The organism is Pseudomonas sp. TE31087 (genome assembly GCF_057284075.1).
On sequence record NZ_JBXVNN010000001.1, the window covers coordinates 3402245 to 3428707 of the forward strand.

Consider the following 26463-nt stretch of genomic DNA (forward strand, 5'->3'; position numbering starts at 1 on the left):
AGCCCGAACAGTGGTCTGCCAACCTTCAGGAGCGCTTCATGATCCGCCCGTGTTCCCCCCGCAACGCCACCCTGCGCCATGCCATCCGCGCCGCCGCCCTGGGCCTGGGCGTGGCCTGTGCCGGCCTGCCGCCGACCCTCGCCCTTGCCGCGCCCGCCAGCCAGAGCCAGCAGCGCGACTGGAATATCCCGGCCGGCCCGCTGGCCGCCGCGCTGGACCAGCTGGCGCGCCAGGGCGGGCTGAACCTGTCGTTCGACGCCACCAGCCTGCGGGGCAAGACCACCCAGGGCGTGCAAGGCCGGCATGACAGTGCCCAGGCCCTGCAGATCCTGCTGCAAGGCAGCGACGTGCAGGTCCAGCAGGAAAGCGACAAGAGCTTCCTGCTGCTCCCGGCCCTGGACGTCGGCGACGCCCTGCAGCTGGGTGCCACCAGCATCTCCAGCAACCGCCTGGGCGAAACCACCGAGCATAGCGGCTCCTACACCACCGGGGCGGTGACCATCGGCAAGACCCCGCAAAGCATCCGCCACACCCCGCAGTCGGTGACCGTGGTTACCCGCCAACGGATCGACGACCAGAACATCACCAACCTCACCAACCTGCTCGAACAGACCCCCGGCGTGGTGGTCAACCTCACCGACAGCGAGCGGGTGCAGTACTACTCGCGCGGCTACCAGATCGACGCCATCCAGTACGACGGCGCCACCGTGGTGCAGAGCAGCGGCGGCGGCTCGTTCATCCAGAGCGACTCGGCAATCCTCGACCGCGCCGAGGTCCTGCGCGGCGCCACCGGCATGCTGCGCGGCGCCGGCAACCCCTCGGGCACCGTCAACCTGGTGCGCAAGCGCCCCACCTACGAGTTCCAGGGCGAAGGCAGCGTCACTCTCGGCACCTGGGACGCCCAGCGCTACGTCGCCGACCTCTCCGGGCCGCTGACCGAGACCGGCAACGTGCGTGGCCGGGTGATCGCGGTGCACGACGAGAAGGACCACTTCCAGCAATCGCGCCAGGAGCGCAAGGACGTGCTGTACGGGGTGATGGCCTTCGACCTCGACGACAGCACCACCCTGACCACCGGCCTGGAATGGACCCAGCTCGACGCCACCGGCGCCTGGGGCAACCTGCCAGCCGACTACGACGGCTCGCCGCTGCCGTTCGGCCGCAGCACTTACCTGGGCGCCGACTGGAACCGCTGGAACCGCAGCAACCTGCAGACCTTCGCCGAGCTCGAGCACCGTTTCGACAACGACTGGACGCTCAAGCTGATGGCCCAGCGCACCCACTTCGAGCTGGACGACAACGGCTTCAAGCAGACCTACTTCAGCCGCGCCACCGGCACCGCCAACCCGACCCGCAACCCTTACCTGATGAGCTACCAGGTGACCGAAGGCGATGGCGGCGAAAGTCTGCAGAACAACCTCAGCGCCACCCTCAACGGCCCGTTCGACCTGCTTGGCCGCACCCACGAGCTGATGCTGGGCGTCGAGCGCATCCGCAACGACTCCTACGCCTCGGCCACCAACAATGTGCAGTCGGGCGTGTTCGACATCCGCACCTGGGACCCGAAGACCAGCCTGGCCAACCCGCACATCGACATCACCGCCCACCCGGTGCGCACCCGCACCACCCAGGAAGGCGCCTATGCCACCTGGCGCATCTCCCTGGCCGACCCGCTGACCGCGATCATCGGCGCCCGCGCCAACTGGTACGACTACGAGCAGGAGAACAACACCAAGGCCAGCGGCAAGTTCAGCGTCGACAACGAGCTCGTGCCGTACGCCGCGCTGATCTACGACCTCAACGAGAACTTCAGCACCTACGCCAGCTACACCGAGATCTTCAACCCGCAGACCAACACCGATGCCGCCGGCTCCGTGCTCGAACCGGTCACCGGCGAAGCGTACGAGACGGGGATCAAGGGCGAGTTCTACGAGGGCCGGCTGAACACCTCGCTGGCGTTCTTCCGCATCTACCAGGTCGGCAACGCGCTGGACGACCTCAGTGGGCCAAACCCGTGCCTGCCCAACTACACCAGCGGCTACTGCAAGGTCGCCGCGGGCAAGAACCGCAGCCAGGGCTTCGAACTGGAGATTTCCGGCGAAGTGCTGCCGGGCTGGAACGTGACCGGTGGCTACACCTACAACACCACCGAGTACCTCAAGGACACCACCGGCAACAACGGCAACCCGATCCGCACCACCGACCCCAAGCGCATGCTGCGCCTGTTCACCAGCTATCGCCTGCCGGGCGAGCTGCAGGCCTGGACCGTGGGCGGCGGCGTGCAGGCGCAGAGCGACATCTACAACCGCAGCGGCAGCGCCGAAGCCTCGCAGTCGGGGTATGCGGTGTACAACGCGATGGTCAACTACCGCTTCAACGACAACTACTCGCTGCAGCTGAACGCCAACAACCTGTTCGACAAAAAGTACTACCGCCAGGTGGCGCCGACGCCGACCGGCTACTACTGGGGCGATCCGCGCAATGTCTCGGTGACCCTGCGCGGCACCTTCTGAAGCGCATTGGCTGCCGCATCGGGAGCCAGCGCGGGTTTCAGACTGCGGCGCGCAACGCCCGCGCCGCCGCCACCATGTTCACCAGCGCCGCTTCGGTCTCCGGCCAGGCGCGGGTCTTCAGGCCGCAGTCCGGATTGACCCACAGGCGCTCGGCCGGAATCCGCCGGGCCGCCTTGCGCAGCAAGTTGACCATCTCGTCCTTGCTCGGCACCCGTGGCGAGTGGATGTCGTACACCCCCGGGCCGATCTCGTTCGGGTAGTCGAAGCGCTCGAAGGCCTCCAGCAGCTCCATGTCCGAGCGCGAGGTCTCGATGGTGATCACATCGGCATCCATCGCCGCGATCGACTCGATCACGTCGTTGAACTCGCTGTAGCACATGTGGGTGTGGATCTGCGTTTCGTCACGCACGCCCGAGGCGCACAGGCGGAAGGCCTCGGTGGCCCACTCCAGGTAGCGCGGCCAGGCACTGCGGCGCAGCGGCAGGCCTTCGCGGAAGGCGGCCTCGTCGATCTGCACGATCCTGATGCCGGCGGCTTCCAGGTCCACCACCTCGTCGCGGAGCGCCAGCGCTAGCTGGCGGGCCTGTACTTCGCGGCTCACATCCTCGCGCGGGAAGGACCACATCAGCATGGTCACAGGGCCCGTCAGCATGCCCTTCATCACCTTGCGGGTCAGGCCTTGGGCGTACTTGATCCAGTCCACGGTCATGGCCTTCGGGCGGCTCAGGTCACCGAATATCACCGCCGGTTTCACGCAACGCGAGCCATAGCTCTGCACCCAGCCGAAGCGGGTGAACACATAACCGTCCAGTTGCTCGGCGAAGTACTCGACCATGTCGTTGCGCTCGGCCTCGCCGTGGACCAGCACATCCAGGCCAAGGTTTTCCTGGATCTGCACCGCATGGCGGATCTCGCTGTGCATGGCCTCGACGTAGTCCGCCTCGGTCAGCTTGCCCTGCTTGAACGACTGGCGCGCCAGGCGAATCGCCGAGGTCTGCGGGAACGAACCGATGGTGGTGGTCGGGTAGGCTGGCAGGTTCAGCCCGGCACGCTGCTTGGCAATGCGCTGCTCAAAGGCGGTTGCACGCTGGCTGTCGGCGGGCTTGATCGCGGCGACGCGGGCCTGCACCGCCGGCTTGTGGATACGCGGCGAGGTGGCGCGGGCGTGCTGCACGGCGCGGCTCTGCGCCAGTGCTGCGACGACATCGGCCGCCTCGGGCTGGTTGAGCGCCTTGGCCAGCAGCGCCACTTCCTGGCACTTCTGTACGGCGAAGGCCAGCCAACTCTTCAGCTCGTCATCGAGCTGGTCTTCACGCGCCAGGTCCACCGGGCTGTGCAGCAGCGAGCACGACGGCGCCACCCACAGGCGATCACCGAGGCGTTCGTGGGCATGGCGCAGCACGTCCAGTGCCTTGTCCAGGTCGCAGCGCCAGACGTTGCGGCCGTTGACCACGCCCAGCGACAGCACCTTGTAGGCCGGCAGGCGGTCGAGGATGGTCGGGTACTGGTCCGGGGCCCGCACCAGGTCGATGTGCAGGCCATCGACCGGCAGGTTGGCGGCCAGGCCCAGGTTGTCTTCCAGGCCGCCGAAGTAGGTGGCGATCAGCTTTTTCAGCGGTGCGCGCTGGAGGATGTTGTAGACGCGCTCGTAGGCGTTCTTCCAGTCCTGCGGCAGGTCGAGGGCGAGGATCGGCTCGTCGATCTGCACCCACTCCACACCCTGCACGGCCAGGCGGTTGAGGATCTGGTCATAGAGTGGCAGCAGGCGGTCGAGCAGCTCCAGCTTGTCGAAGTCGGCGCCCTTGGTCTTGCCCAGCCACAGGTAGGTCAGCGGACCGATCAGCACCGGCTTGACCGCGTGGCCCAGGGCCTTGGCTTCCTCAACCTCATCGAACAACTGCTCCCAGCTCAGGGCGAACTGCTGGTCGGCGGTGAATTCGGGGACCAGGTAGTGGTAGTTGGTGTCGAACCACTTGGTCATTTCCTGGGCATGGGCACCGCCGCAGCAGTTGTCGCTGCCCTTTGTTCCTACGGCACCACGAGCCATGGCGAACAGGGTCTGCAGGGTCGGTTTGGCACCGTCGTTGGCACGGAAACGCTCGGGGATCACGCCGAAGGTCAGCGAGTGGGTGAGCACCTGGTCGTACCAGGCGAAGTCGCCCACCGGCAGCAGCTCGATGCCCGCGGCCTGCTGCACCTGCCAGTGCGCGGCGCGCAGGCCACGGCCCACGGCACGCAGGCCGGCTTCGTCCAGCTCGCCCTTCCAGAAGGCTTCCTGGGCTTTCTTCAGCTCGCGGTCGCGGCCAATGCGCGGAAACCCCAGGTTGTGTGCCAGTGCCATGTTGTCGTCCCTCGAGCCTTGAATGTGAATGAGGGGATTCTGGGCGCTGTAACAAGGTGAGACAAACTCATTAAATTTGAGATGAACTCAAGATTTGTTCATGATGACTGGCAGCAATGATGAACCCTGTAGGAGCGGCCTTGCCGAGGCGTCGGACCGGTCGGAAAGGGCCGCAAAGCGGCCCCGGCGATTTATGCATGAACGCTGAAATCCTGGGGCCGCTGCGCAGCCCTTTCCGACCGGTCCGACGCCTCGGCAAGGCCGCTCCTACAGGGGTCTGCGTCGCCTGATAGAGCCTTGTGGATGTCTCAATCAACACATTCCCCCGCGCAATCAGACATGCCCCACCCGCCAATCTGCCGCACACTGCCACCCTGCCCCAACCCGGTAGCCCGCACCCCATGAGCCTGCTGAAAACGACCCTGGACGCCAACGCCTTCGCCTGCATCCTGGAATTCGTCCCCAAGCCCGGCGCCGAGCGTTTCGCCACCCTCGAAACCCTCATGGCCCGCACCCGGCTGTGCGGCTGGCCCATGACCGTGGCCATCGGCGACCGCGTCGCCAGCGCCCTGGACATGTCGCCGCTGGACGCCTTCAGCAGTCTCTCGAACCCTGTCCCCGCCCTGCTGCACTTCTCCGGCAAGGACCGCGAACGCCGCGACCTGCTGGCCCAGCTGCAACGCATGGATGCCGCCGGCCTCGACCAGCTCCTGCTGCTGACCGGCGACCGCCTGCCCGGCCACAACCCGGGCGAACGGCCGGTACGCTACCTGGAATCCGTGGCCGCCTTGCAGATCGTCCGCCAGGCCCGCCCCCACTGGCTGCTGGCCGCCGCGCTCAACCCATTCAAGTACCAGGAGGCCGAAGGCGGCGCGCAGTACTGCAAGGCCGAAAAGAAACTCGCCGCTGGCGCCGACCTGTTCATCCTGCAGCTCGGTTTCGATATCGACAAACACCGGGAAGCCTTCGACTGGATGCAGCGCCAGCCCCGGCCCAAGCCGCTGATGGCCTGCATCATGGCGCTGACCGAAGGGCGCGCCGGGATGCTCGATCATGTCGCCGGGGTGACCGTCACGCCGTCGATGCGCGCGCTGCTGGCCGCCGAAACGGCGGTGTCCAAGGCCTACGCCAGGGAACGCGCCAACCATCGCCTGGCCTTGCAGGTGATCGGCCTGAAATTGATGGGCTATGCCGGCGTGCACCTGTCCGGTATCCACGAGGTGGCGCAGTTCGAGGCGCTGGAGCAGGCCATCGACGCGTTGCAGCCGCAGTTCACCTCACTGCAGGACTGGACCCCGGCTTGGCAAGCAGCCTGGCAGGAACCCGGCCTGGCGCCGGTCACCTTCCATCCCCCCGGACACGCCTGGCGCCTCGGGCAATGGCAGATCACCGCATCGAACAAGGAAAAGGTTCGCTATCACCTGCTCTCGGCGATGCACCATCAGCTGTTCAGCCGCACCACGGCCTTGAGCAAGGCCTTCGGCTGGGCCGTGACCCGGCCGCTGTGGGCCAACCCCACGGCGGCGCAGTGGCTGCATCAGCTGGAGCGACGCATCAAACGCCCGCTGGTGGGGTGCGATACCTGCGGCAGCTGTCGGTTGGAGGACACGCTCTACATCTGCCCCGAGACCTGCCCCAAAGGCCTGGCGAACGGCCCCTGCGGAGGCACGAACCTGGACCGTTGCGAGTTTGGTGACCGGGAGTGCGTGCACAGTGCCAAGTATCGGCTGGCGGTGAGCGTGGGCCGGACCGAGGTGTTGCGCGAGCGGTTGATTCCTTGCGTGCAGATGGAGAACCGGCATCGCAGTTCGTGGCCGGTGTGGTTCGAGCCTGCACCACTTGCCACTGCCGAGCCCACACCGATGAGCGACGACGACCTGCTTGCCAAAACGCGGCAGCGCCTGGCTGCGCCACAACGAGTGAAGGTCTCACTGGACGACCTGTAGCCAGGCACCAGCGGATCAGCCTGCGTGCTGAGCCAGTGAAACCTCCACCCCCTGCCATTCCCCACCCTGACCAGAAACAACCAACAACCGATTCCCGGCCCCTGAAGCTGCCACGACACACCGCCCCTGCTCGTCCCAGAACGCGCTGCGCCCAGCTGCCGCCCAGCCGCCCGTGGTGCCGCCATGGTTGGCCATGAGCACGGCCATGGCATGCCGCTGTGCATAACCCTGCAGCAACGCGCTATCCGCCGGATACCCACCCTCCCCAATCAGCACACCCGTCGCATACACCTGCGCACCGCGCTGCGCCGCCTGGGCAGCATGCTCCGGATGGCTGAAATCGGCGCACACCGACAAGGCCACGGACAGCCCGGCGACGGACAAAAGCTCGCCGCCGCTCCCCGCACTGAAGAACACGTCCTCGCCGGTATGCAGGTGCTGCTTGGTATAGACCGCAATCGAGCCATCCGGGTGGAGGATGCAGGCCGCAATCCGCGGCTTGTCCTGGCCCGGCACCTTGAGCGGCATGCCGACCACCGTGGTCATGCCTGCTGCCTGGGCCAACTGGCGCAATGGCGCCAGCAGCGGCGTGTCCAGGTCCTGCGCCAGGCCACTGGCCAACGCGGGGGCGTAACCCGTGAGCGACAGTTCGGGGAAGAGCAGCAGGTCCACGCCATGCTCATGGGCCTGGCGCATGAACGCCAGGTGCAAAGCCAGGTTGGCAGGGAGGTCGCCATCACGAATGGCGCATTGGGCGGCGGCAAAAACGGCTGGTGGCATGGGCGTCTCCTGACAAGGTAGGCAGACTCTGCTCGGCTGCCGCTCAAAAGACAACCGTTGCATCAACGGTGGGATCAGCGTGGGAGCGGGCTTGCCCCGCGATGGCCCGCAAAACGCAATGCTGCTCGACGCTCAGCCCTGTAACTTGCCCACCACATCCAGCATCCCGAGCCCGGCTCGAACCCTGCCTTTTACCCAAGGTATACTCCCGCCCCGTCGCGCCCAGAGTGGCGCGTTGCCTTCATGCGCAGGATGCCCTATGTCAGTTCAGCAACACGTTGCCGCCGCCGATACCACCCTCACCGCCACGTCCGAATCACTCAGCCGCGCTCTTGAACAGGTACAGCAGGCCGAAGCCAGCCTGCACCAGCGCAGACGCCAGGTCACCCTGGCATTCATGGGTGTACAGACAGCCTACTGCGGCTACCTGATGCTCAAGTGGATCTGGCAGGGCCATTACATCGGTGGGCCGATCTATGCCGTGTTGCTCTGGTGCCTGTTGTGGCTGCTGTATTACCCGGTGTCGGTGCTGTGGTACCCGCGCCAGCGCGCGCTGGACAAGGCCTGGCGCACGCTCGATGCGGCGCGGATGGAGGAAGGCAAGGCGTTCCTGGCCAGCAAGGCCTTGGGCGCGTATCGCTGGGTCTGCCGCGGTGGGCGCATGCTGGCGGTGTTCCCCGACAGCCGTATGCTGTATGTACTGGCCCCGGAGGTTGGCGAGCGCCATGCGCTGATGGACGCGCCACGAGTGGTCAAGCAAGTGCGCGTGGACGAACAGGCCGTCACCCGCAGCACCACCCAGACCACCACCAAGCACGGCTGGCGCAACGTCTACGCGTTCAACAATCAGTTCGGCATGATCGGCGGCGGCAAGTCCCGCTCCACCTCGACCACCACCCACGACACCGTGCGCACCTTCACCCTGCACGTGCAGTTGCAGAGCGCCGGCCAGCATCCCTACTGGATTCAACTGCCCTTCGCCGATGACTGGCAGGAAGCTCGCAACTGGCAATTGCTAATCGAGCAGGCAACCGCCCGCTGACCCCTTGCATCGCCCCCTGTAGGAGCGGCCTCGTGTCGCGAAGGGCCGCAAAGCGGCCCCGGCGATCCAGCGGCCAATACATGACGGGCGCACAGGTTGAACAGCCCACTATCGATAGAACTCATCCAGCCGCTGATGGGCAACCGCCCAGGGTAGCCGCCGCGCATTCGCCCGCATCCTGAGGTAGGCCTCATGGGCCTGATCAACCGTGATCACCTCGCTTCGCACAAGCTCCTCGACCACCCAGAGCGTGCCCTTCACCTCAACCTCTTCCAGCAAAGCCGCTTTGCGCAACGCCTCGTCCCCGGATAGCAACGGGCATTTCTCCTGCCTTGCCAGCGCCAACGCGAAGCAATCGTTACGGCTAGGCCCCCTGACCCGGCCAACCAACTCCACGGCATAGAGCATGGTGGCAGGGTTGAGCTCAGCCAGCTCGAGCCCCAGGCCCAGCAGATGCGCATGTTGGGCTTCAAGCTCATCGAAATAGAGGATATCCGGCACAGTGAACTGGTAAGGCAGCGTGAAGAGTTGAGCCAGCAGCTCGCCCTCTTCGAGATCTATCAGGATGTTGGCATCACTGATGAGCATCTGCATCCAGTAACTCCAGTTTGCGAGCCTGGTGGAACTGATAGACCGTCATGCCCAGCAGCTCCGCCGCCTTGGACTCGCCGACAATCCCCTCCCCCAGCGCACGGTAGACCAGTTGCTGGAACAGCCGCGTGGTTTCTTGCCGATAAGCCGCCCCCGGCTCCTGCTTGCGCCAACCCTGTTTGACGAACACCATGAACAGCCGCTCGCGCACAGCGTGCGGGATGATCTCCAGGTCGCCAGCGCGATACAGGCAACCCTGCATGCTGAGGCCATATTCCGCCTTGAGCAGATACAACTCGCGCACCTCCAGCATGTGGCGTTTGTTGCCCAGATGCTGCCGCATGGCGCTGGCCGGCACCAGCAATGCCGAGGCGAAACGGTTACAGGCCTTTTCCTCGTCCAGCCCTTCGGCCAACCGACCGTGCATCAGCAGGTGGCCGAGTTCGTGGGCCAGGGTGAAGCGTTGCCGGTCACCCGGCCAGTCCGCCGACACCACGATGACCGGCTGCCCCGCCACACTGGCCTGCAAACCATCGAACTTCGCCTGCGCATCGACCTGGGTGATGATCACCAGAATCCCATGCGTCTCCAGCACGTCGATCAAATCGGGAATCGGGCTCGCCCCCAGGCCCCACAGCTGCCGCACATGGTCCGCCAGGCTGTCGACCGCCTGCAGCGAGACCAACTGTGCGGGCAGCCCTGCCGGCGCGCTGAACGCCTGCACGGGATAGTCCGGCCACAGGTTGATCAGTTCCTGCCAACGCTCCGCCTGATCCAGCACATCGGCCTCGATGCGCTTGAGGATCGCCTTGGGCGTGCTGCAACGCTTGCGATACTCGACACCCGCCAGCTCGACCTTGGCAGGGCGGAAGAAATACTCCGCGCGCACCGACAACGCCTTGCACAAACGCAAGAGCACGCCAGAACTGGGCATGCTCTGGTCATGTTCATACTTCTTGATCATGTTGGCGCTCACGCCCACCTGATCACCTAACGCCTGCATCGACAGGCCAGCAGCAGCGCGGGCACGTTTGAGCCGCTCGCCGATCATCGGCTGTCTCCCTCGGTTTATGATTCCATAAAATTTCAAAGAAATATAAACCCGATACGCTTACCCGTCGAGACATGGGCGACGACCGCCCTACCGTGTCCAGCTTGGCATCGCGCAACAACCCCCTGATTCATATACATCGCCAAAGCCTGTATAAAGCGCCAGCAACCTGCGCCCCCGACGTCTGCCAAAGGAACCCCCGCCATGCTTCGGCCCTTGATGCCAGCCCTGCTCCTGCTGCTTGCCGGCTGCGCCACCAAGCCCCCGGCCAACCCCGACAACCTCTGCGAGATCTTCCGCGAGAAGCCGAAATGGCACGAGGCGGCGCTGAAGATGCAGGCGCGCTGGGGTGCGCCGGTGCAGGTGCCGATGGCGATGATGTACCAGGAGTCCTCGTTCAAGCACGACGCCCTGCCGCCGCGCTACTACTTCCTCGGCTTCATCCCCTGGGGCCGGGTCAGCAGCGCCTACGGCTACGCCCAGGCCAAGGACGAGACCTGGGCCGACTACAAGCGCGATGCCGGCGGCTGGGGCGCCGCCCGCGACGACTTCGCCGACGCGATCGACTTCATGGGCTGGTACATGCAGAAGAGCCAGCAGGTCAACGGCGTGTCCAAGTGGGACGCCTATGGCCAGTACCTGAATTACCACGAAGGCTGGGGCGGCTACCGCAACCGCAGCTATGACGCCAAGCCGTGGTTGAAGAACGTCTCGCAGAAGGTCCAGACCCGCGCTTCGGTGTTCGGGGCGCAGTATCGGAGTTGCGAGCAGGAGCTCGCGCGGGGTGGGTGGTTCTGGTAGACCCGCCTGGCGATACGTTGCCGATCGCTACCGTCAAACCAGAAACGAAAAAGCCCGCTGTCTGGCGGGTTTTTCGTTTCCAGCGGTGATCGCCTGTTCCTGGCATCCACTTGCGGGCTTGGGTGGGCTCACTTCAAATGCACTTTCAGCGCCTCGCCAGCCTGCAGCATTGCAGAACGTACCGCCGGCACCTGGCTGACCACGTTCAGCAAGCCATAGTCATGGATCATCCCGTTGTAACGCACCGCCGTGACCGGCACACCGGCTTGGTCCAGCTTGCGAGCATAGGCTTCCCCCTCATCACGCAGCACATCGGCACTCGCGGTCTGCACCAGCGCTGGCGGCAGGCCTTTCAACTGCTCGGTGGTCGCGCGCAGCGGCGAGGCGTAGATCTCGGCACGTTGCTTGGGGTCGGTGGTGTAGTTGTCCCAGAACCACTTCATCATGTTGCGGGTGAGGAAGTGCCCCTCGGCGTACTGGTTGTACGACGCGGTCTCGAAGTTGGCGTCGGTCACCGGCCACAGCAGCACCTGGTACTTGATGGCCGGGGTGCCTTTGTCCTTGGCCATCAGGCTGACCACCGCCGCCATGTTGCCGCCGACACTGTTGCCCGCGACCGCCAGGCGCTTGCCGTCGACATTGATGTCCTTGCCGTGCTCGGCCACCCATCGGGTTGCCGCGTAGGCCTGGTTGATCGCCGTCGGGTAGTGCGCCTCAGGGGACGGGGTGTAGTTGACGAACACCGCCACCGCCCCGGAGCCGACGACCAGGTCGCGCACCAGGCGCTCATGGGTCGGGAAGTCGCCGAGCACCCAGCCACCGCCGTGGAAGTACATGAACACCGGCAAGGTCCCCTTCACACCCGCCGGGCGCACGATGGTCAAGCGGATGGCCTGGCCATCGACGGTGATGGTCTTCTCGCTGACATCCGCCTTGGGCAGCGTCAGTTTCACCCCAGCCTGGGCGCCGCTCAGCACCGCGCGGGCATCCTTCGGCGAAAGCTGCTCGATGGGTTTGCCACCGCCCGCGTTCAAGGCATCGAGGAATGCCTGGGTGTTGTGCTCGACGCCAGCGTCGGCGAATGCGTTACCGATCGACAAGGCAAGGAGCGAGCCGGCGAGGGTTTTGGTCAAAACGTTCAATTCATTTCCCCTGTTTCTGTTGAGGCAGTAGTCAGATGGTCACGTGCAGACGGCTTGTTGCTGCCAAGCCTTCGGTGTCATGCCTTCAGCCTTCACGAAGGTGCGGCAGAAGTGAGATTGATCGCAGAAGCCGCATTCCAGCGCGATCTCTGCGAGCAACATCGTGGAAGTCTTCAATAGCTCCCTGCTCTTCATCACCCGCTGTTCACGCAACCATTGTTGCGGGGACATCCGGGTACTTTCCTTGAACATGCGTGAGAAGTGACTGCGCGACAATGCGCACGCTTCGGCGATTTCAGTCACTGATAGGCAGGTATCCAGCCTGTCCAGCATCAGCTGTTTGGCCGTTCTCAACTGCCAGGATTTGAGCTGCCCTGTCGAAGCCAGAGTGAGCGTCGCCAGCACGGTAGAGTTGTCCTTGTTCATACACACCCATCAATCCAGGTAGCAGGATGCGAGCGCCTGACGCGAACAGCGCTGGGCGCTGGAAACCCCAGAGGTTCCAGGCCAGGCTCGTTGATTCGGATCAGCCCACTGCGCACCCTTCGCACGTCAGTGAACAGCCCCCAGGGCAGGGGCTGGCAATGGCTCAGACAGCAGCGACAGGCGCCAAGGTGGGGCCATGCTGAACGCGCTCAGGCGCCTTGTGCACCATGGTGTAGGCGTAGTCGACGCCCATGCCATAGGCACCGGAATGCTCCTTCACCAGCGCCATAACGGCGTCATAGGTGTCGCGGTTCTTCCAGTCCCGCTGCCATTCCAGCAGCACCTGCTGCCAGGTCACCGGTACCACGCCGGCCTGGATCATGCGCTGCATGGCGTAATCGTGGGCTTCCTTGGTGGTGCCGCCGGAGGCGTCGGCGACCATGTAGATCTCATAGCCGGCATCGTTCATTGCCGACAGGGCGAAGGTGGCGTTGCAGACCTCGGTCCACAGGCCGGAGACGATGATCTTGTTGCGGCCATTGCGCTTGAGGGCGTCGCGCACCTTCTGGTCATCCCAGGAGTTCATCGAGGTACGCTCCAGCAGCGGGGCGTCGGGGAACACCGCGAGCAGCTCGGGGTAGGTGTGGCCCGAGAAGCTTTGCGTCTCGACCGTGGTGAAGGTGGTGGGGATATTGAAAATCTTCGCGGCCTTGGCCAGGCCAACGGTGTTGTTCTTCAGTGTTTGCCGGTCGATGCTCTGAACGCCGAAGGCCATCTGTGGCTGCTGATCGATGAAGATCAGTTGGCTGTTGAACGGGGTCAGGACTTCAGTCTTAGGATTGCTCATTGTTGTTTCCTTTCAATTTGATGAAGTTCGATCGCACCCGTTTCGGGGCCCACACGTTGCGGGCATCACCGTAGCCACGAGTGCTCGCCTCAGCGTCGTTGCTTGAGGACGAGCAAAAGATAACGAAACAATGCGCCTCTCGGTGGCGCACTTTTGCGCCTCTACCGGCTCATTTTTGCGCCATTGAATACGCAGCCGCGCTGCTAGCATTCGCCGTTCCATTCGGATCAAGCCGGTCCGTCATGTGCAGGAGAATGCAATGGCAGCTTCACAACCGTTCAACAAGCAGACCGCCTACTGGGGCGTTTCCTGGGAGGAGGCGTATGGCTATCCGCAGGCACGGCGGGTAGGCAACGAGATCTACGTATCAGGCCAGTTCAACCATGACGAGGCCGGTAATCTGCTGGCCCCGGCGCCGCTGAATGCCGACGGCAAGCCCAGCGATTTCTCGTCGATGGGCGAACAGATGCAGGTCGCCTACGACAACATCTCAAAGCTGCTCGCCTTGTATGGCGCGACGCTGCAAGACGTTGTCGAGGAAACGCTTTATGTACTGGACATGGACGCCGCGTTCGCGGTGGTCGGCAAAGTGCGCAAGGCGGCCTATGGCACTGAGCGGCCTCAGTGCGCGAGCAATATCATTGGGGTGTCGAGGCTTGCCCAGCGCCCGCAGTTGATCGAGATCGCCTGCAAGGCCGTGATTGGCGCCCGGGAAATCTAAGCTGCACTCCCGGTTGCGATCAGTTGACCGGGAGTACCGACTGCCCCTCGACCAACGGCTTTTGACTGGCCACGGCAGCGGCGCAGAAGGTCATGAATGCTTTGACGCGCCACGACTTGCGAATGTCCTGGTGCGTCAGCAGCCACAACTCGTCCTGAAGCTCTGGCACCACTGGGCCTGCGCGTACCAACCCCGGGGTGATGTCGCCCAGCATGCAGGGCAGGAATCCATACCCCAGGCCCGCCGCGATGGCGACGCTTGCGGCTGCAACAGAGTCGGTGCGGTAGGCAATGCGCTCAGCGGCGACCCGGTTTTCGACATAGCTGGTCGCCCTCAAACCGCGGAGCGCCGCCGAGTACGACACCCATGCCTGCCCCTCTTCGAACAAGGCCTCGCCAGTCACCTGCTTGGCGCTGCAGTAAGGTGCCCAGGCAATGTTCGCCAGTTTACGGCCCACCAGGCTCTCAGCAGGTTTTCTCGTCGCGCGGATGGCGATATCCGATTCATCCCGGGCGAGGCTGAGGGTTTCATTGCCCACCAGCACCTCGAGGCTGATCCCCTCGTTCAGGGCCTTGAAGTCCGCGATGATCGGGGTGAAGAAGTACAGCAGCAGCGAGTCGCTGGTGGTAATGCGAAGTTTCCCCAGCGGGCCTTGACCTGAACGTGAAACACGCCGCGTGACGCTGACAATATCCAGTTCCACGCGCTCGGCGAGTGCGCGCAATTCCGCGCCCTCGGCGGTGAGCAGATAGCCTGATTTGCGGTGGTCGAACAACGCGATGCCGAGGGTTCGCTCGACCTGGGCAACCCGGCGCGAAACGGTGGAGACATTGATACCAAGCTTCTTGGCCGTCGCCGCACGGTTGCCGCAATCACTGAGCGTCTTGATGATGCGCAAGTCGTCCCACGAGAGCTGATTGACAGCCTCGGCGACGTCCCACTTCGGCCCATCAGCGGCAGTTGGCGCTTTTCCAGTTGGCGATTTCACACAGTTCGTTCCGGATGCGAAGGCGCTGATGATACGAGAAGGGGGTGGGTGAAGCAGCCATATTGTTCTGGTGATTGGTTGAAACCTGGGCGGGGCAAGTGGCGCCCGATCAGGGCACACCACGCAGTAGGGCCGCAAAGCGGCCCCGATGATGCGCGGCATCAGTTTCCAGAAACACTCTCTTCTTTCATCGCCTCCAGCTTGCCGAACTGCTCGCTGGCCAACCGGCTGATGATCCGGATCGCTTGGTGAATCCCCGCTGTGTTGCGAAAGCTCAGTTGCGGGTTGTGCTCGCACTCCAGCACCTCGTCGTGCTGGACCAGCGCCTCGCCGAGCAGTTCGAGGGTCCAGACGTAGCTCTGGAGGGTAGACAGGCGTTCATGGTCAGGCATGGGGCACCTCCCGGTTGGCGCGAGTGGCGAGGGAGTGGCTGTCGATCGGGTAGAAAGTTGGGGATGGGCTGGCCGCGGGGGTTGGGCGGCGGAGAGCGGATGCGAGGATCCTGTACAGACGTGTGATGGTCATGCATGAGACTCCAAGTTAGGTTGGAACCACCACGCACTGTCGCCAAACAATGGGTGGCAGCTGTACGCAGGTTGGCGAACCGGGAACTTGGAACCCGGCAGACCCGAAGGTCTCCCGCGCACAGCCGCCATGGCACGAGGCTGCGGACGCAAAAAAAGCGCCTGCAATCGTGTGGGGCGCTGCTGCGCCAAGTTTATCCGGGTCGCCAAACCCGGTCGCGGGATTTGCCGCGACTGGTAGGGAATTTATTCCTTGAGGGCTTCTAGTGCAAGGTTCTGGGGCCGGGAAATGGCGATTGAAAGCGTAGGAAATGGCTTGCACGAAGGGGCTGGGTGGCAACAGCACGTGGGTTGGCTAACCGGGACGAAAGGGACCGGCACACCTGAGGTGTCCCACGTACTGCTGCCATGGTGAAAACGTGCTCTTTATAGATAGCGCTCTGGGTGGTGAGGGTGGCAGCTGTACGCAGATTGGCGAACCGAGGAAAAGATAACCCGGTAGACCAGATGGTCTTCTGCGCACAGCAGCCATGTAACAGCAGACGCGTGCAGGTTAGCTGCATCTGGTCATTGATGAGGCCTGCTGAGATGGCTAGAAACAAAACGCCCGCACAGCAAGGACTGCGGTGATTTCTGGGTGCTGGTACGGAGACAGACGGACGGTCGTTGGCCGTGAGGGCCCCTCTTTCGCAGGGCTGAAATTCGGTGGTTTTTTTGACGTACCTCATAAGGTATCTATAAAAAACAGCTAGTTATGGCTTTCAATGGAATCGAACTGGGAATTTTTTAGGCTCCAGTGAGGACTACGACCACCCGCTTCAGGGCTAGATGGAGAACGGCAGAGAACGCCACGTAGTCATCCAACCAATTTAAACCGTGGGCACCCTAGATCAGTCAGCTTTGCGGCTCCGCTCCTGCATGGTTATCTCCGCCGAATACGTCACCGCTGAGCTATCCCACTCGGCGGAATGCTGATCTCGAAATGTGCCCTAATTTCCCGTGCCCTGACGAGTGGTCAAAAATCAGTCTGATCCTGATTGGCAAGCACCTGCATTCGACTTGAGTCAGGCCTCAACTATGGCCTGGGGGCGAGTACCTCATCCGCTGCTGAGCCAGCATATTGCCCTTATCTCTTATTACTGAAAGACTAGAACCCACTTGCTTAGCCGGAAAGGGATTTCACGGGTCGTATGCGTGAGTTCCCCCTTCAATAGAGAGCTCACATGACAGACCAAATACTGTTCAACGACGTTTCATTCGCCGACAACCCTGAGCCAAGGGTCCCCTGCCTTCTCCTTTTGGACGTTTCGGTAAGCATGCGCGGCCGCCCGCTCACTGAACTGAACGCAGGTCTACAGCAACTCAAGGACGAACTCGCTGCCGATTCGCTCGCAATGCAACGCGTGGAGGTTGGCATTGTCACGTTCGGACCAGCAAAAGTGGAGACGCCATTCACCACCGTCGATGGTTTTTACCCTCCGAACCTAGTGGAGCAAGGCGACACTCCAATGGGTCAAGCCATTACCATTGGCCTGGACATGCTCGAGAGCCGTAAAGCGCAAATACGAGCCGCAGGGGTTTCACTTTTCAGACCGTGGATTTTTCTCATCACTGATGGTGGTCCCACGGATGAGTGGCGAGCTGCTGCTGCCGCGATTAGAGAGGGTGAGGCTGCCAAGAAGTTCGCGTTCTTCGCCGTAGGTGTTGAAGGTGCAAACTTTGATGTGCTCTCACAACTGAGCGTTCGCGAGCCGTTGAAACTCCAAGGGCTGAAGTTTCGGGAGCTTTTCCAGTGGCTGTCGGCATCGATGAAGAGCGTGTCGCAGTCTACCCCAGGGACAGCAGTGAAGCTGGAGGCACCCACCGGATGGGCAGAGGTTTAACTTGGGAGTATGCCAGCGCCGCTGTCGTCGGCACCTCTCACCTTGAGCGCAACGGTGTCTGCGAGGACAGATGTAGCGCGGCCATTACTCTTCAAGGCGTTCGCCCGTGGCTATCGATGTTCGTGGCCGATGGCGCAGGCAGTGCGAGTTTTGCCGATGTCGGTGCTCAGCTGGCCGTTGATACTGCTAATGAGGTTATAAGCACCCTCATGCAGCAACCCGAGTTTGCACTTGACGACTCGCTAGCTGTCGAACTTGTGAAGCAAATCCGCGAGGTCATTTACAGCCGAGCTGAAGGTTCGGGCCACACCGCCCGTGATTATGCCTGTACCTTCCTCGGCCTGGTGTCTTCTGAACTAGGCACCCTAGTCCTGCAAATCGGGGACGGTGGTATCGTCTTCGATGTAGGTAATGGACTGGAACTAGCTTTCCAGCCCATGTCTGGCGAATACGCCAATATGACACACTTCGTCACCGATCCGGATGCGCTGGATACACTGGTCACCAAGCAATTCCAAAGCATCGTACTGCGCGCAGCAGCATTCTCAGACGGCCTTCAGCATCTGGCGCTCGACCTACCTAACGAAAGCCCCCATGAGCCCTTCTTCCAGCCGTTCTTTAACGTACTTGGGACATTGAAGCCCGACGCGCGAAAGCAAGTGCCTGACGCACTCGCCGCTTTTCTGGGAAGCGAAAAAGTTAATGAACGGACTGACGATGATAAGTCTATCGCCTTAGCCGTTCTCAGGGGTTAAGGGGGCGCTGATGTCCATGTTGTTCTACAACGCGGCCGGACAGCGGCTGAAGCTCTTGAAAGAGATAGGTAAAGGTGGCGAAGGGTCCGTCTATACAATTGAGGGCGTGAAGCATCTGGTAGCGAAGGTCTACCACAAACCGCAAGACGGAGCGAAGCAATCCAAGCTCCGTCATATGGCCCATCAGCGGGATGAGCAACTGCTCAAGTACACCGCATGGCCACAGGACACCCTTCACGCCAAAGTCGGCGGATCGGTAGTGGGCTTCGTGATGGCGAAGGTCGAAGGTATGACGCCGATTCAAACCGTCTATAGCCCTGCCCATCGCAAGCAGGAGTATCCCCAACGTGCCTGGGACTTCCTGCTTTATGTTGCCAGGAATACAGCAGCCGCCTTCACCACGTTACATCAGCATGGAACAATTCTAGGGGATGTAAATCACGGGAATGCATATGTTGGCCAAAACGCCGCTGTGACCCTGATCGACACCGACTCATACCAGCTAACTCAGGGAAGTCTCGTGCACCTTTGTGAAGTCGGTGTTTCCCACTTTACTCCCCCTGAGCTACAAGGAATGTCGTTCAATGGTCTCACTCGAACCACGAACCACGACGCCTTCGGCCTCGCGCTCCTAATCTTTCACCTACTATTTGGTGGAAGACATCCCTATGCAGGTGTACCGCAGAAGGACAATGTGGGGGACTCACTAGAGGACAACATCAAGCATCTGCGCTTTGCCTACTCCAAAACAGCAAGTCAGCGATACCTGACAGCACCACCAAATTCCTTACCGTTGTCATTGGTTCCCCCTGCCCTATCAAGCATGTTTGAGTCCGCCTTCACCGAAGAAGGCAGGAGCGGGAGACGTCCGACGGCAAGACAGTGGCTTGACGAGCTTGACAAACTTCGCAACTCTCTGCGGAAGTGCTCGAACAGTATGCACGTCTTTTCAAACCATCTGACTGCTTGCCCTTGGTGCGCACTAGAGGCCTCGGGTGTGGTGTATTTCCTTTCGGCATCAGTTTTCACCGTTTCAGCGCCAGGCCATACGCCGGTCAAAGTTGCAGACATTTGGCTCGCCATAACCAAGATATCAGCACCGGCGGACGTTGCCATCCCTAACGCTAATCAGTTCAAGGGGAGCGTAAAGGGCAGACCACTTCCAGCAGGAATTCTTAGCAGCCCGCTCCGCAAGTTCGGAATATTTGGCATCGTTGCTACCACACTTGTTAGCTTCACAGCCCTCCAAGGACCACCGCTGCCCTACATCATCATCGCTGGACTATTCATTTTTTGTCTTTGGAATTACGGAGCAACCGAGCTCAAAAAAGAACGTAGGACTCGTTCAGACACTCGTAACACTGCCTTGAAGCTTTGGAGCAATGCAGTCGAGTCGATTAAGCGGGAGGTGGATCCTCACCACTTCCACCTTAAACGAGACGTACTAGCGAAACTCAAAAGCGAGTTCGACTCTCTGGCAGCGCGTGAGCAAAATGACATCAGAGCCTTAAGCCAGAACATGGAGAGGCGGCAGCGGCAACGCTACTTAGAGGCCTTTTTCATTGATCGGGCGAATCTCTCAGGCATAGGCCCGGCCAAGCGGGCAGCCCTCAGTAGCTTCGGTATAGAAACCGCAGCTGACGTAGAGTGGAACCGTGTTCGCCGGATAAAAGGTTTTGGCGAGGTACTAACACGTACACTGGTAGATTGGAGAAAGGGGCTTGAACGGGGCTTCAAATTTAATCCCACACAGGCAGTCACTCCGAACGACATCAACAATGTTAGGCGAAATATTCAGAACCGCGCCCAAGAGATCGAAGAGCAACTGCGTAAAGGCTTGGCGGAACTTAAACAGTTCCAGGCGCGGCAAGAAAATGCAGTTCGACACCATATGCCTATCGTTAGAAATGCTGCTCAGCAACTCGCCCAGGCAGAAGCAGATCTATCCTGCTGCGTATGAATTGAAATAGCCTTACGGGTGGAGCCACCGTATCTGGTCAAGCTGATCCCAACTGAGGAAGGTGCAGAACCGGACTACTGCATGTACGACTGCGGTGATCCTGAGTGCCGCGAATGGCGGGTTGCCGAAGTCCTCGATGACCAGGCACGCCCGACAGGTAGCCGAATTTATCACGTTGCTGAGTGCCTTCTCAGCGACCCAGCCAGTTAACGGAAACGCCGCCGATCATCAGCCCGCCTAGTGCGGGCTTTGCCAGTACCAGAGGGCGGTTTTCGCACCTCACCTGCGACGGAATGAAAGGCACCATGTATTACCTAGGCCCCATCGACTTGACCCTGATCTACAGCAGCCCTGGGCTTGAAACTACAACCTGCCACCCTGGCGTCCCCGCTACCCTATTCTACAACGAGCCGCAACGTGCCTGGTCGATTATGGTTGACCATCCGGACAACCTTGTCCGCGATGGGCTGATTCGCGCAGAAGTAGTTCTGCCCGATGGCCGCAAGCTTGTCGGCGCTGCGCGCCGCCCGTCAATTTTGGGCAACAGCTTCGAACTGATTGAAGACGGCCGCCAATAACCAGAAAAACGACCAGGTACACCCCACTCCCCGGCCACGAGCCGGGACCGAGGCCTTAGAGAGAAGCGCGATTCCCGCGTACAGGATTGAGCAGAGAATTCGCCCATCCGGATTAGTGCGACCATGGATCTTAATGAGCTCGGGTTGTGTTTATGTTGGACGAATCTCGCCGCGTTAAGCCCAAACTGGTGGAGAAATTTATATGACGAGAACCATCGACAAAGAGTTCGTGCGGCAACTCGACGACGAACTGATCGCGCAAGGCTTGAAACTGCACCAGCGGCCGTTTCACGTAGCGATGGCCTGGATGAAGGCCAACGGCATTTCCGGCGATCTGTTCGACAAGGCGATGTGGGGCCCGCTCATGGCGATCTACCATACGCTCTATCCGGCAGGTGATTTCTCGATGCCAGCGGTGCTCAAGGGCGGCGTGGCACTGCGTGACCAGATGTATCCGGTTCGAATCGCCGTCGGATATGGGGACGTCTCGATTAACCCCATCGACTGCATTGAGATACCGCACGATGAGCTGAAACTTATATTCGAACAATATCCAGAACAGGGTTGGCGTGCCCTTTACGGAGTCGCCGACCTGTGGGATTTCGCCTATGGGGTCAGTGATCTGGAGCATGTGACTGGTGATGCGCCTCAGCTACTCGCTAACGCGCGCTCGTCCCTCTCGGCGACCGCTCGCATCCTCGCCGGTGACATCGATATCGACGCGGCCGTACAGACGACCTGCTTGACCGCCGAACTGGCACTCAAAGGGGCACTTGCCGCGCGCGGCTGGACCGAGGCGCAATACCGTAAATTGTCGCACCACCTTGATAAGCTAGCCGACGCGCTGATCGGCGAGGTATCGACTGCGCACGACGATCGCCTTCGCGGCGCTATTGCGCATTTCCCTGACTATGTCGGTACCCGATATGCATCGCACGGCATGACTCGGATCGAGCTGATGGTACTTGCGATGCGCGCTCAGTTTGTTGCAGCCGAGGCGTTGCGCCGTGTGTCTGATCGCGATCTCGCGTCGATGCTAGAAGCTGATCCTCGCAACTGCCCGCGACCAGTTCTTTGGTGATGATGGGGTTGCGCGCTGTGCTGTCGTCAATGAACGTCAGATGTTCAGGTCATTCCTCACGATTGCAAACGGTCTTCTACTGACAATCGCTGAAAGAACGGAAATCACCCAGGTACACCACAGCCCCTCAGTCAGGGCGATATTAGGATGTAGCAAAAATGTTTGGCACTTACGCTATGTGCTTTGTATTGAGCTGTATTGCGGTTTTCCTCGCCTATGAGGCCGGACAATCGCGTGGCTCAAAGATGTTGAAGAACCGTGTCCTGAGAGCATTGGAGCAGCATGAGGTTGATGTGTCTCACGGGTACTCGGAGGGCTATTCGGGCCTTGGCCTTGCACGGATCATCAGGAACATCATCAGCTGAGGAAAAAACAAGGAAAAATGTGGTGAGACAAGCAAAAGGAAGTATTCGAACTCCAATGCAGGCACTGGTTGTAGGGGTTGCTCTGGCCGCCGGCGCGACCTTTGCCCTGGCTGAGTCCAAACTCTGGGTTACCTCAGATCGCTTGGAACGAAGAACCTGCCCCTCGGAAGAGTGTGGGTCTGTCGGCCAGCTGATGTTCCGAGAAAGCGTCACCGTGTTCGAGGTCAACGGGATATGGAGCCGCATCAGCAAGCCCTACTCGGCGTCCTGCAATTCATTCGGCAATAGCCAATATGTTAAACGTGGAAACAAAGCTTGCACCCAGGCCAACGGCATCGTAGGTGGGGACTTCGCGGAGTGGGCGTTATCCAACCAGCTCAGTTCCGAACGCCCAGCAGATCCGTCAGAAGGCGCCAGCGGGGACGCGGAACTGGTCAAAGATTCAGACGATTTCCGCCTGCACCAGGCACAGTTCGCCACCGCGGCCCAGAAGTTGATCGATGCCCGCACCTGCACAGTGGATGACTTCCTGGAGATGGGTGGATGGATGAAGTCCACCAGCCAAGGGCCCAATGCCTACTTCACTTACTGTGGCGGCATGACCAACAGCAACAAGGTCTATCTGGACGTCAGCACCGGCAAGACTACCCGCTAGGCTGCTCAGTGACACGGACAATCTGGTTGCGTGTGGTCTGAGAATAGACTAATGGCACGTACCGGATAGCCCGACGATGGCCTTGCGTTTCCAGAAACCCGTGAGACGCAGAGCCACAATGAATAACGAGGAAATCGTTCATTGTCCAATCAAGCTGGCCAGGGACAATCATGGAGCGCTTTACCAATACAGCTACGACACGAAAGAAAAGGAAGCAGCAACATGATAGGACTTCGAGCACGTCATTCGTTTGCACAGTTTTTAGAACTGCAACCCCCAACCGTTTCAGCTGTTCTCTTAAGCAAGTATGGGGTTCAGCATCTTTCACTGCCGCATGACCATTTGCTGTCAGCTTTACTTAACATTCTGCGTTCGCTCGACGAGCGGACCATTATGCAAGTACTTGCCGAGGTCATAGCAACCCCAGGCGATCTGCGTGCAAGGGTCAACCCGAAATATCGCTTTGACGAGCGTATGCATGACCTTACGCAATGCCTGTTGCTGGATGGTTATATCGTAACCAATAAGACGCTCATTAAAGGAGACCCGTCCATCACCAGCGCACCACCGATAGAAGACGATCTGATCTTGGCGCTTCAAAACTCGGGGGCTCCTCGCAAAGACGACATTATTGCGCGGATTAATGATTCAGCCTCTGCATTTCGTGCGACGCCGCCTGATTTCAACGCTTCTCTCGTGAATGCGCGAGTGGCACTTGAAACACTGGCAGTCGATATCGCCGCTCATGTAGCTTCACGGACGACAAACCCACCTCCCTACGATCCTTCAAAATGGGGGATGGTTATCCAGTTTTTACGCACAAGTGGTGAGATCACAGTTGAGGAGGAGAAGGGACTTGCTGGTGTATTCGGCTTTTTAAGCCCAGGCGCTCATCGGCCAGTCGGGATTCCCGAAGATCAGATGACACGGCTCGGGCGGTCATTTGCGCTCAATATGTGTTGGTTCTTGCTCAAAAATCACTTGGCGTAAGTGACACCACGCCAGACGTATTGAAAAGGGTGACAGATCTATTTTCTGACGGTGCAGGGGTAGAAGCATAAAACTGAAAGGTTTCAGCCATAACTCCATTGCGCAATCAGCATCACCGCCACCACATGGACTACCCTTGGCTCCTTTCCAAAGAAAAGCCCGACTTTTAGCCGGGCTTCGTGTAACGCATTTTTGATCACACGCTCTTTTCTTGGGCTGCAACCATGATTTCGTTCTGTCGCTTAGTGGCTTCAACCAGGACGGCTGTGTAAACGCGCTTCTTCTCGCCAGCTTTCGCATTGCGAATGAATTCGGCGAAGGGGCTCTTGACCTTCTCAGAACGCGACTTGAACAGGTTCATGGATACCTCCTAGGCATCGCGTACCCGAGCGTAGCAACCAGCCACTCACAGACTAAACGCCTTGCCCGATCTGAAAAGCAAAAAACCGCCCGAAGGCGGTTCATCAGCCCGATAGAGTAACTGACCACTATCGACATTTCTGGTGCCGGAGACAGGAATCGAACCTGCGACCTTCGCGTTACGAGTGCGCTGCTCTACCGACTGAGCTACACCGGCGTGTTGCGCAACGTACCATTGCCGTGTCCGTTACGCAAACCTCTGTTTCACCTCACTTTCACGGCGCCTTGCAGCCATTCGGCGCGAGGTCTTCCTCCACCGTGGTCACGCAGCTCCACCCGGCCTGGGTGCGGGCCAGGGTCACGGTCTTGCCCAGCACATTGGCCGGTGCGTCGGCCAGGGTGCAGGCGATGCTGGCGGTGCCGTCGGCCGCCGTGCCGCTGGCGGTGATCGCGCAATGGGCGGTGGCGGGCTGGCCGCCGAGGCTGGCGACGTCGGGCACGTCCTTGCCTTCGTTCAGGCGGATGTCCATCGGCGTCTTCAGCGCGGAGATTTCCAGCAGCGCCGCCGCGGCCTTGGCCCGGGCCTGGTGGTTGGTGTACATGGGGATGGCGATGGTCGCCAGGATGCCGATGATCGCGACAACGATCATCAGTTCGATCAGGGTGATACCTCGTTGCCCTTTCATGAACGGTCTTCCTTCGTAATACATGGAGGCGCGGTCGGCGCATTTCATCTGGGGTTGCGCCCCGGCCGGCAGGCGCGCAGTAGGCCTGAACCGACACCTTTTGTCACCCCTGCACGGCAGGGCGTCATCTTCGCTGAACTACTCTAGTGAGCGTCATGGAAACGCACCCGCCCTCGGGCCCGGCAAGCTGTTACGGGGCTTGTCGCCGCACTGCAAAGGACCTTCGCATGCCACCGTCTACCCGCCTCTACGCCTGGGAGGGCATCGATGCCTCCGGCGCTCGTCAACACGGCCAGCAACCGGGGCGCAGCCCGGCGTTCGTGCAGGCCTGGCTGCAACGCCAGGGCATCCGGGCCACGCGGGTGAGGTTGGCGGGTGGGTTGCAGTGGCGCTGGCCGCAGCGGGCAGGCAAGGCGGATGCGCCGGGGTTCAGCCGGCAGCTGGCAACCTTGCTGACGGCGGGGGTGCCGTTGTTGCAGGCGTTCGAGGTGATGGCGCGTAGCACGGTGGACAGCGGCATGGCGGCGTTGCTGGCGCGGTTGAAACAGGATGTGGCGGCGGGGCTTGGGCTGGCGGAGGCGTTGCAGCGGCATCCGGCGTGGTTCGATGCGCTGTACTGCAACCTGGTGCGGGTGGGCGAGCAGTCGGGCACGCTGGACCGGCAGTTGGAGCAGATGGCGGGCATGCTGGAGAAGCGCCAGGCGCTGCGGCAGAAGGTGCGCAAGGCGATGCTATATCCGGCGCTGTTGCTGCTGACCGGGCTCGGGGTGGCGGCGTTGTTGCTGCTGGAGGTGGTGCCGCGCTTTCAGGGGCTGTTCGCCAGTTTTGACAAGGCGCTGCCGGCGTTCACCCAGTGGGTGATCGATTTATCCACAGGGCTGGGCAATCACGTGGGATGGCTGGTGCTGTTGATAACTGTGCTTGGGGTTGGCGGGCGGGAGGTTTATCGGCGGCATCTGCCGGCGCGGCTGTGGATGGTGCGCTGGGGGCTGCGGGTGCCGGTGGTTGGCACCTTGCTCGGGCAGGCTGCGTTGGCGCGGTTTGCGCGCAGCCTGGCGACTTCTTATACAGCCGGCGTGGCGTTGCTGGATGCGCTGGCAACGGTGGCACCGGTCAGTGGCAACTGCCTGCATGAGCGGGCGATCCTGGCGTTGCGCCAGGGCGTGGCCAATGGGGCGAGCCTGCAACAGGCGATGGAGGCGGAAGGGCTGTTCCCGCCGCTGCTGCGCCAGCTGGTAGCGGTCGGTGAGGCCAGCGGCACCCTCGACACCATGCTGGACAAGGCCGCGCTACATTACGAAGAGCAGGTGAGCCAGACGCTGGGGCAGTTGACCACGCTGCTGGAGCCGGCCATCGTGCTGATCCTCGGGCTGCTGGTGGGGGGCCTTGTCGTGGCGATGTACTTGCCGATCTTCCAGTTGGGTAGCCTGATCTGAA

The 26463-nt window shown here is 61.2% G+C and carries 24 protein-coding genes and 1 tRNA gene; 13 read left to right on the forward strand and 12 right to left on the reverse strand.

The window, feature by feature from the left end; genetic code table 11:
* Positions 1-38 precede the first annotated feature (38 nt).
* Positions 39-2513: a TonB-dependent siderophore receptor gene (locus ACZ899_RS15280; protein WP_234561324.1), complete on the forward strand. Its 2475-nt coding sequence runs from the start codon at positions 39-41 to the stop codon at positions 2511-2513.
* A gap of 37 nt (positions 2514-2550) precedes the next feature.
* Here ACZ899_RS15280 and metE read toward each other — a convergent pair whose 3' ends face one another.
* Complete coding sequence (metE, locus tag ACZ899_RS15285) at positions 2551-4854, reverse strand: 5-methyltetrahydropteroyltriglutamate--homocysteine S-methyltransferase (RefSeq protein WP_234561323.1); 2304 nt, start codon at positions 4852-4854, stop codon at positions 2551-2553.
* A 401-nt stretch (positions 4855-5255) separates the two neighbouring features.
* Here metE and ACZ899_RS15290 point away from each other — a divergent pair, with 401 nt between their 5' ends.
* Positions 5256-6800, forward strand: a complete 1545-nt coding sequence (locus tag ACZ899_RS15290; RefSeq protein WP_234561322.1) for a methylenetetrahydrofolate reductase C-terminal domain-containing protein — start codon at positions 5256-5258, stop codon at positions 6798-6800.
* 15 nt (positions 6801-6815) lie between these two features.
* On the opposite strand, the gene ACZ899_RS15295 is transcribed toward ACZ899_RS15290, so the two are convergent.
* Positions 6816-7580, reverse strand: coding sequence for a carbon-nitrogen hydrolase family protein (locus ACZ899_RS15295; protein WP_234561321.1), 765 nt, complete (start codon positions 7578-7580; stop codon positions 6816-6818).
* Positions 7581-7839: 259 nt separating this feature from the next.
* Between ACZ899_RS15295 and ACZ899_RS15300 the strand changes: the two genes are divergently transcribed.
* Complete coding sequence (locus ACZ899_RS15300) at positions 7840-8622, forward strand: hypothetical protein (protein WP_234561320.1); 783 nt, start codon at positions 7840-7842, stop codon at positions 8620-8622.
* Positions 8623-8730: 108 nt separating this feature from the next.
* Here ACZ899_RS15300 and ACZ899_RS15305 read toward each other — a convergent pair whose 3' ends face one another.
* Positions 8731-9216: a PIN domain-containing protein gene (locus tag ACZ899_RS15305; protein WP_234561319.1), complete on the reverse strand. Its 486-nt coding sequence runs from the start codon at positions 9214-9216 to the stop codon at positions 8731-8733.
* The gene (locus ACZ899_RS15310) at positions 9197-10264 is read right to left on the reverse strand and encodes a helix-turn-helix domain-containing protein (RefSeq protein WP_234561318.1); all 1068 of its coding nucleotides are present in this window, start codon (positions 10262-10264) and stop codon (positions 9197-9199) included. The genes ACZ899_RS15305 and ACZ899_RS15310 overlap by 20 nt, the downstream gene beginning before the upstream one ends.
* A gap of 204 nt (positions 10265-10468) precedes the next feature.
* On the opposite strand from ACZ899_RS15310, the gene ACZ899_RS15315 reads away from it, so the two are divergent.
* Positions 10469-11065: a transglycosylase SLT domain-containing protein gene (locus ACZ899_RS15315; RefSeq protein WP_326491845.1), complete on the forward strand. Its 597-nt coding sequence runs from the start codon at positions 10469-10471 to the stop codon at positions 11063-11065.
* 128 nt (positions 11066-11193) lie between these two features.
* Here the strand turns inward: ACZ899_RS15315 and ACZ899_RS15320 are convergent, their stop codons facing one another.
* From ACZ899_RS15320 to ACZ899_RS15330, 3 genes are all read right to left on the reverse strand, one after another.
* Entirely contained in the window at positions 11194-12207 is a 1014-nt protein-coding gene (locus ACZ899_RS15320) for an alpha/beta hydrolase (RefSeq protein ID WP_234561317.1), read from the reverse strand.
* 39 nt (positions 12208-12246) lie between these two features.
* Positions 12247-12633, reverse strand: coding sequence for a helix-turn-helix domain-containing protein (locus ACZ899_RS15325; protein ID WP_234561316.1), 387 nt, complete (start codon positions 12631-12633; stop codon positions 12247-12249).
* A gap of 163 nt (positions 12634-12796) precedes the next feature.
* Positions 12797-13480, reverse strand: coding sequence for a hydrolase (locus tag ACZ899_RS15330; protein ID WP_186714192.1), 684 nt, complete (start codon positions 13478-13480; stop codon positions 12797-12799).
* Positions 13481-13739: 259 nt separating this feature from the next.
* Between ACZ899_RS15330 and ACZ899_RS15335 the strand changes: the two genes are divergently transcribed.
* Complete coding sequence (locus ACZ899_RS15335) at positions 13740-14201, forward strand: RidA family protein (protein WP_062575164.1); 462 nt, start codon at positions 13740-13742, stop codon at positions 14199-14201.
* 19 nt (positions 14202-14220) lie between these two features.
* On the opposite strand, the gene ACZ899_RS15340 is transcribed toward ACZ899_RS15335, so the two are convergent.
* Both ACZ899_RS15340 and ACZ899_RS15345 read right to left on the reverse strand, forming a co-directional pair.
* On the reverse strand, positions 14221-15189 hold the full coding sequence (locus ACZ899_RS15340; RefSeq protein ID WP_234561315.1) for a LysR family transcriptional regulator: 969 nt from the start codon (positions 15187-15189) through the stop codon (positions 14221-14223).
* Positions 15190-15350: 161 nt separating this feature from the next.
* Positions 15351-15581: a hypothetical protein gene (locus ACZ899_RS15345; RefSeq protein WP_234561314.1), complete on the reverse strand. Its 231-nt coding sequence runs from the start codon at positions 15579-15581 to the stop codon at positions 15351-15353.
* A 1355-nt stretch (positions 15582-16936) separates the two neighbouring features.
* Here ACZ899_RS15345 and ACZ899_RS15350 point away from each other — a divergent pair.
* From ACZ899_RS15350 to ACZ899_RS15380, 7 genes are all read left to right on the forward strand, one after another.
* Complete coding sequence (locus ACZ899_RS15350) at positions 16937-17596, forward strand: vWA domain-containing protein (RefSeq protein ID WP_054886127.1); 660 nt, start codon at positions 16937-16939, stop codon at positions 17594-17596.
* A complete protein-coding gene (locus tag ACZ899_RS15355) occupies positions 17581-18351 on the forward strand; it encodes a PP2C family serine/threonine-protein phosphatase (protein ID WP_234561335.1) in 771 nt (256 codons plus the stop codon). The genes ACZ899_RS15350 and ACZ899_RS15355 overlap by 16 nt, the downstream gene beginning before the upstream one ends.
* A gap of 10 nt (positions 18352-18361) precedes the next feature.
* Positions 18362-20311 carry a helix-hairpin-helix domain-containing protein gene (locus tag ACZ899_RS15360; RefSeq protein WP_234561313.1) on the forward strand — a complete coding sequence of 650 codons (1950 nt, stop codon included), beginning with the start codon at positions 18362-18364 and terminating at the stop codon, positions 20309-20311.
* A 329-nt stretch (positions 20312-20640) separates the two neighbouring features.
* Positions 20641-20889 carry a hypothetical protein gene (locus ACZ899_RS15365; protein WP_234561312.1) on the forward strand — a complete coding sequence of 83 codons (249 nt, stop codon included), beginning with the start codon at positions 20641-20643 and terminating at the stop codon, positions 20887-20889.
* 202 nt (positions 20890-21091) lie between these two features.
* Positions 21092-21970, forward strand: coding sequence for a hypothetical protein (locus tag ACZ899_RS15370; RefSeq protein ID WP_234561311.1), 879 nt, complete (start codon positions 21092-21094; stop codon positions 21968-21970).
* 420 nt (positions 21971-22390) lie between these two features.
* A complete protein-coding gene (locus ACZ899_RS15375) occupies positions 22391-22990 on the forward strand; it encodes a hypothetical protein (RefSeq protein ID WP_234561310.1) in 600 nt (199 codons plus the stop codon).
* Positions 22991-23212: 222 nt separating this feature from the next.
* Positions 23213-23980 carry a hypothetical protein gene (locus ACZ899_RS15380; RefSeq protein ID WP_234561309.1) on the forward strand — a complete coding sequence of 256 codons (768 nt, stop codon included), beginning with the start codon at positions 23213-23215 and terminating at the stop codon, positions 23978-23980.
* Positions 23981-24176: 196 nt separating this feature from the next.
* On the opposite strand, the gene ACZ899_RS15385 is transcribed toward ACZ899_RS15380, so the two are convergent.
* From ACZ899_RS15385 to ACZ899_RS15395, 3 genes are all read right to left on the reverse strand, one after another.
* Positions 24177-24341 carry a hypothetical protein gene (locus ACZ899_RS15385; RefSeq protein WP_234561308.1) on the reverse strand — a complete coding sequence of 55 codons (165 nt, stop codon included), beginning with the start codon at positions 24339-24341 and terminating at the stop codon, positions 24177-24179.
* A gap of 140 nt (positions 24342-24481) precedes the next feature.
* Positions 24482-24557: transfer RNA gene (locus tag ACZ899_RS15390), tRNA-Thr, on the reverse strand.
* Positions 24558-24615: 58 nt separating this feature from the next.
* Complete coding sequence (locus tag ACZ899_RS15395) at positions 24616-25026, reverse strand: pilin (RefSeq protein WP_062575174.1); 411 nt, start codon at positions 25024-25026, stop codon at positions 24616-24618.
* Positions 25027-25253: 227 nt separating this feature from the next.
* Here ACZ899_RS15395 and ACZ899_RS15400 point away from each other — a divergent pair, with 227 nt between their 5' ends.
* Entirely contained in the window at positions 25254-26462 is a 1209-nt protein-coding gene (locus tag ACZ899_RS15400) for a type II secretion system F family protein (RefSeq protein ID WP_234561307.1), read from the forward strand.
* The last annotated feature ends 1 nt before the right edge of the window (position 26463 follow it).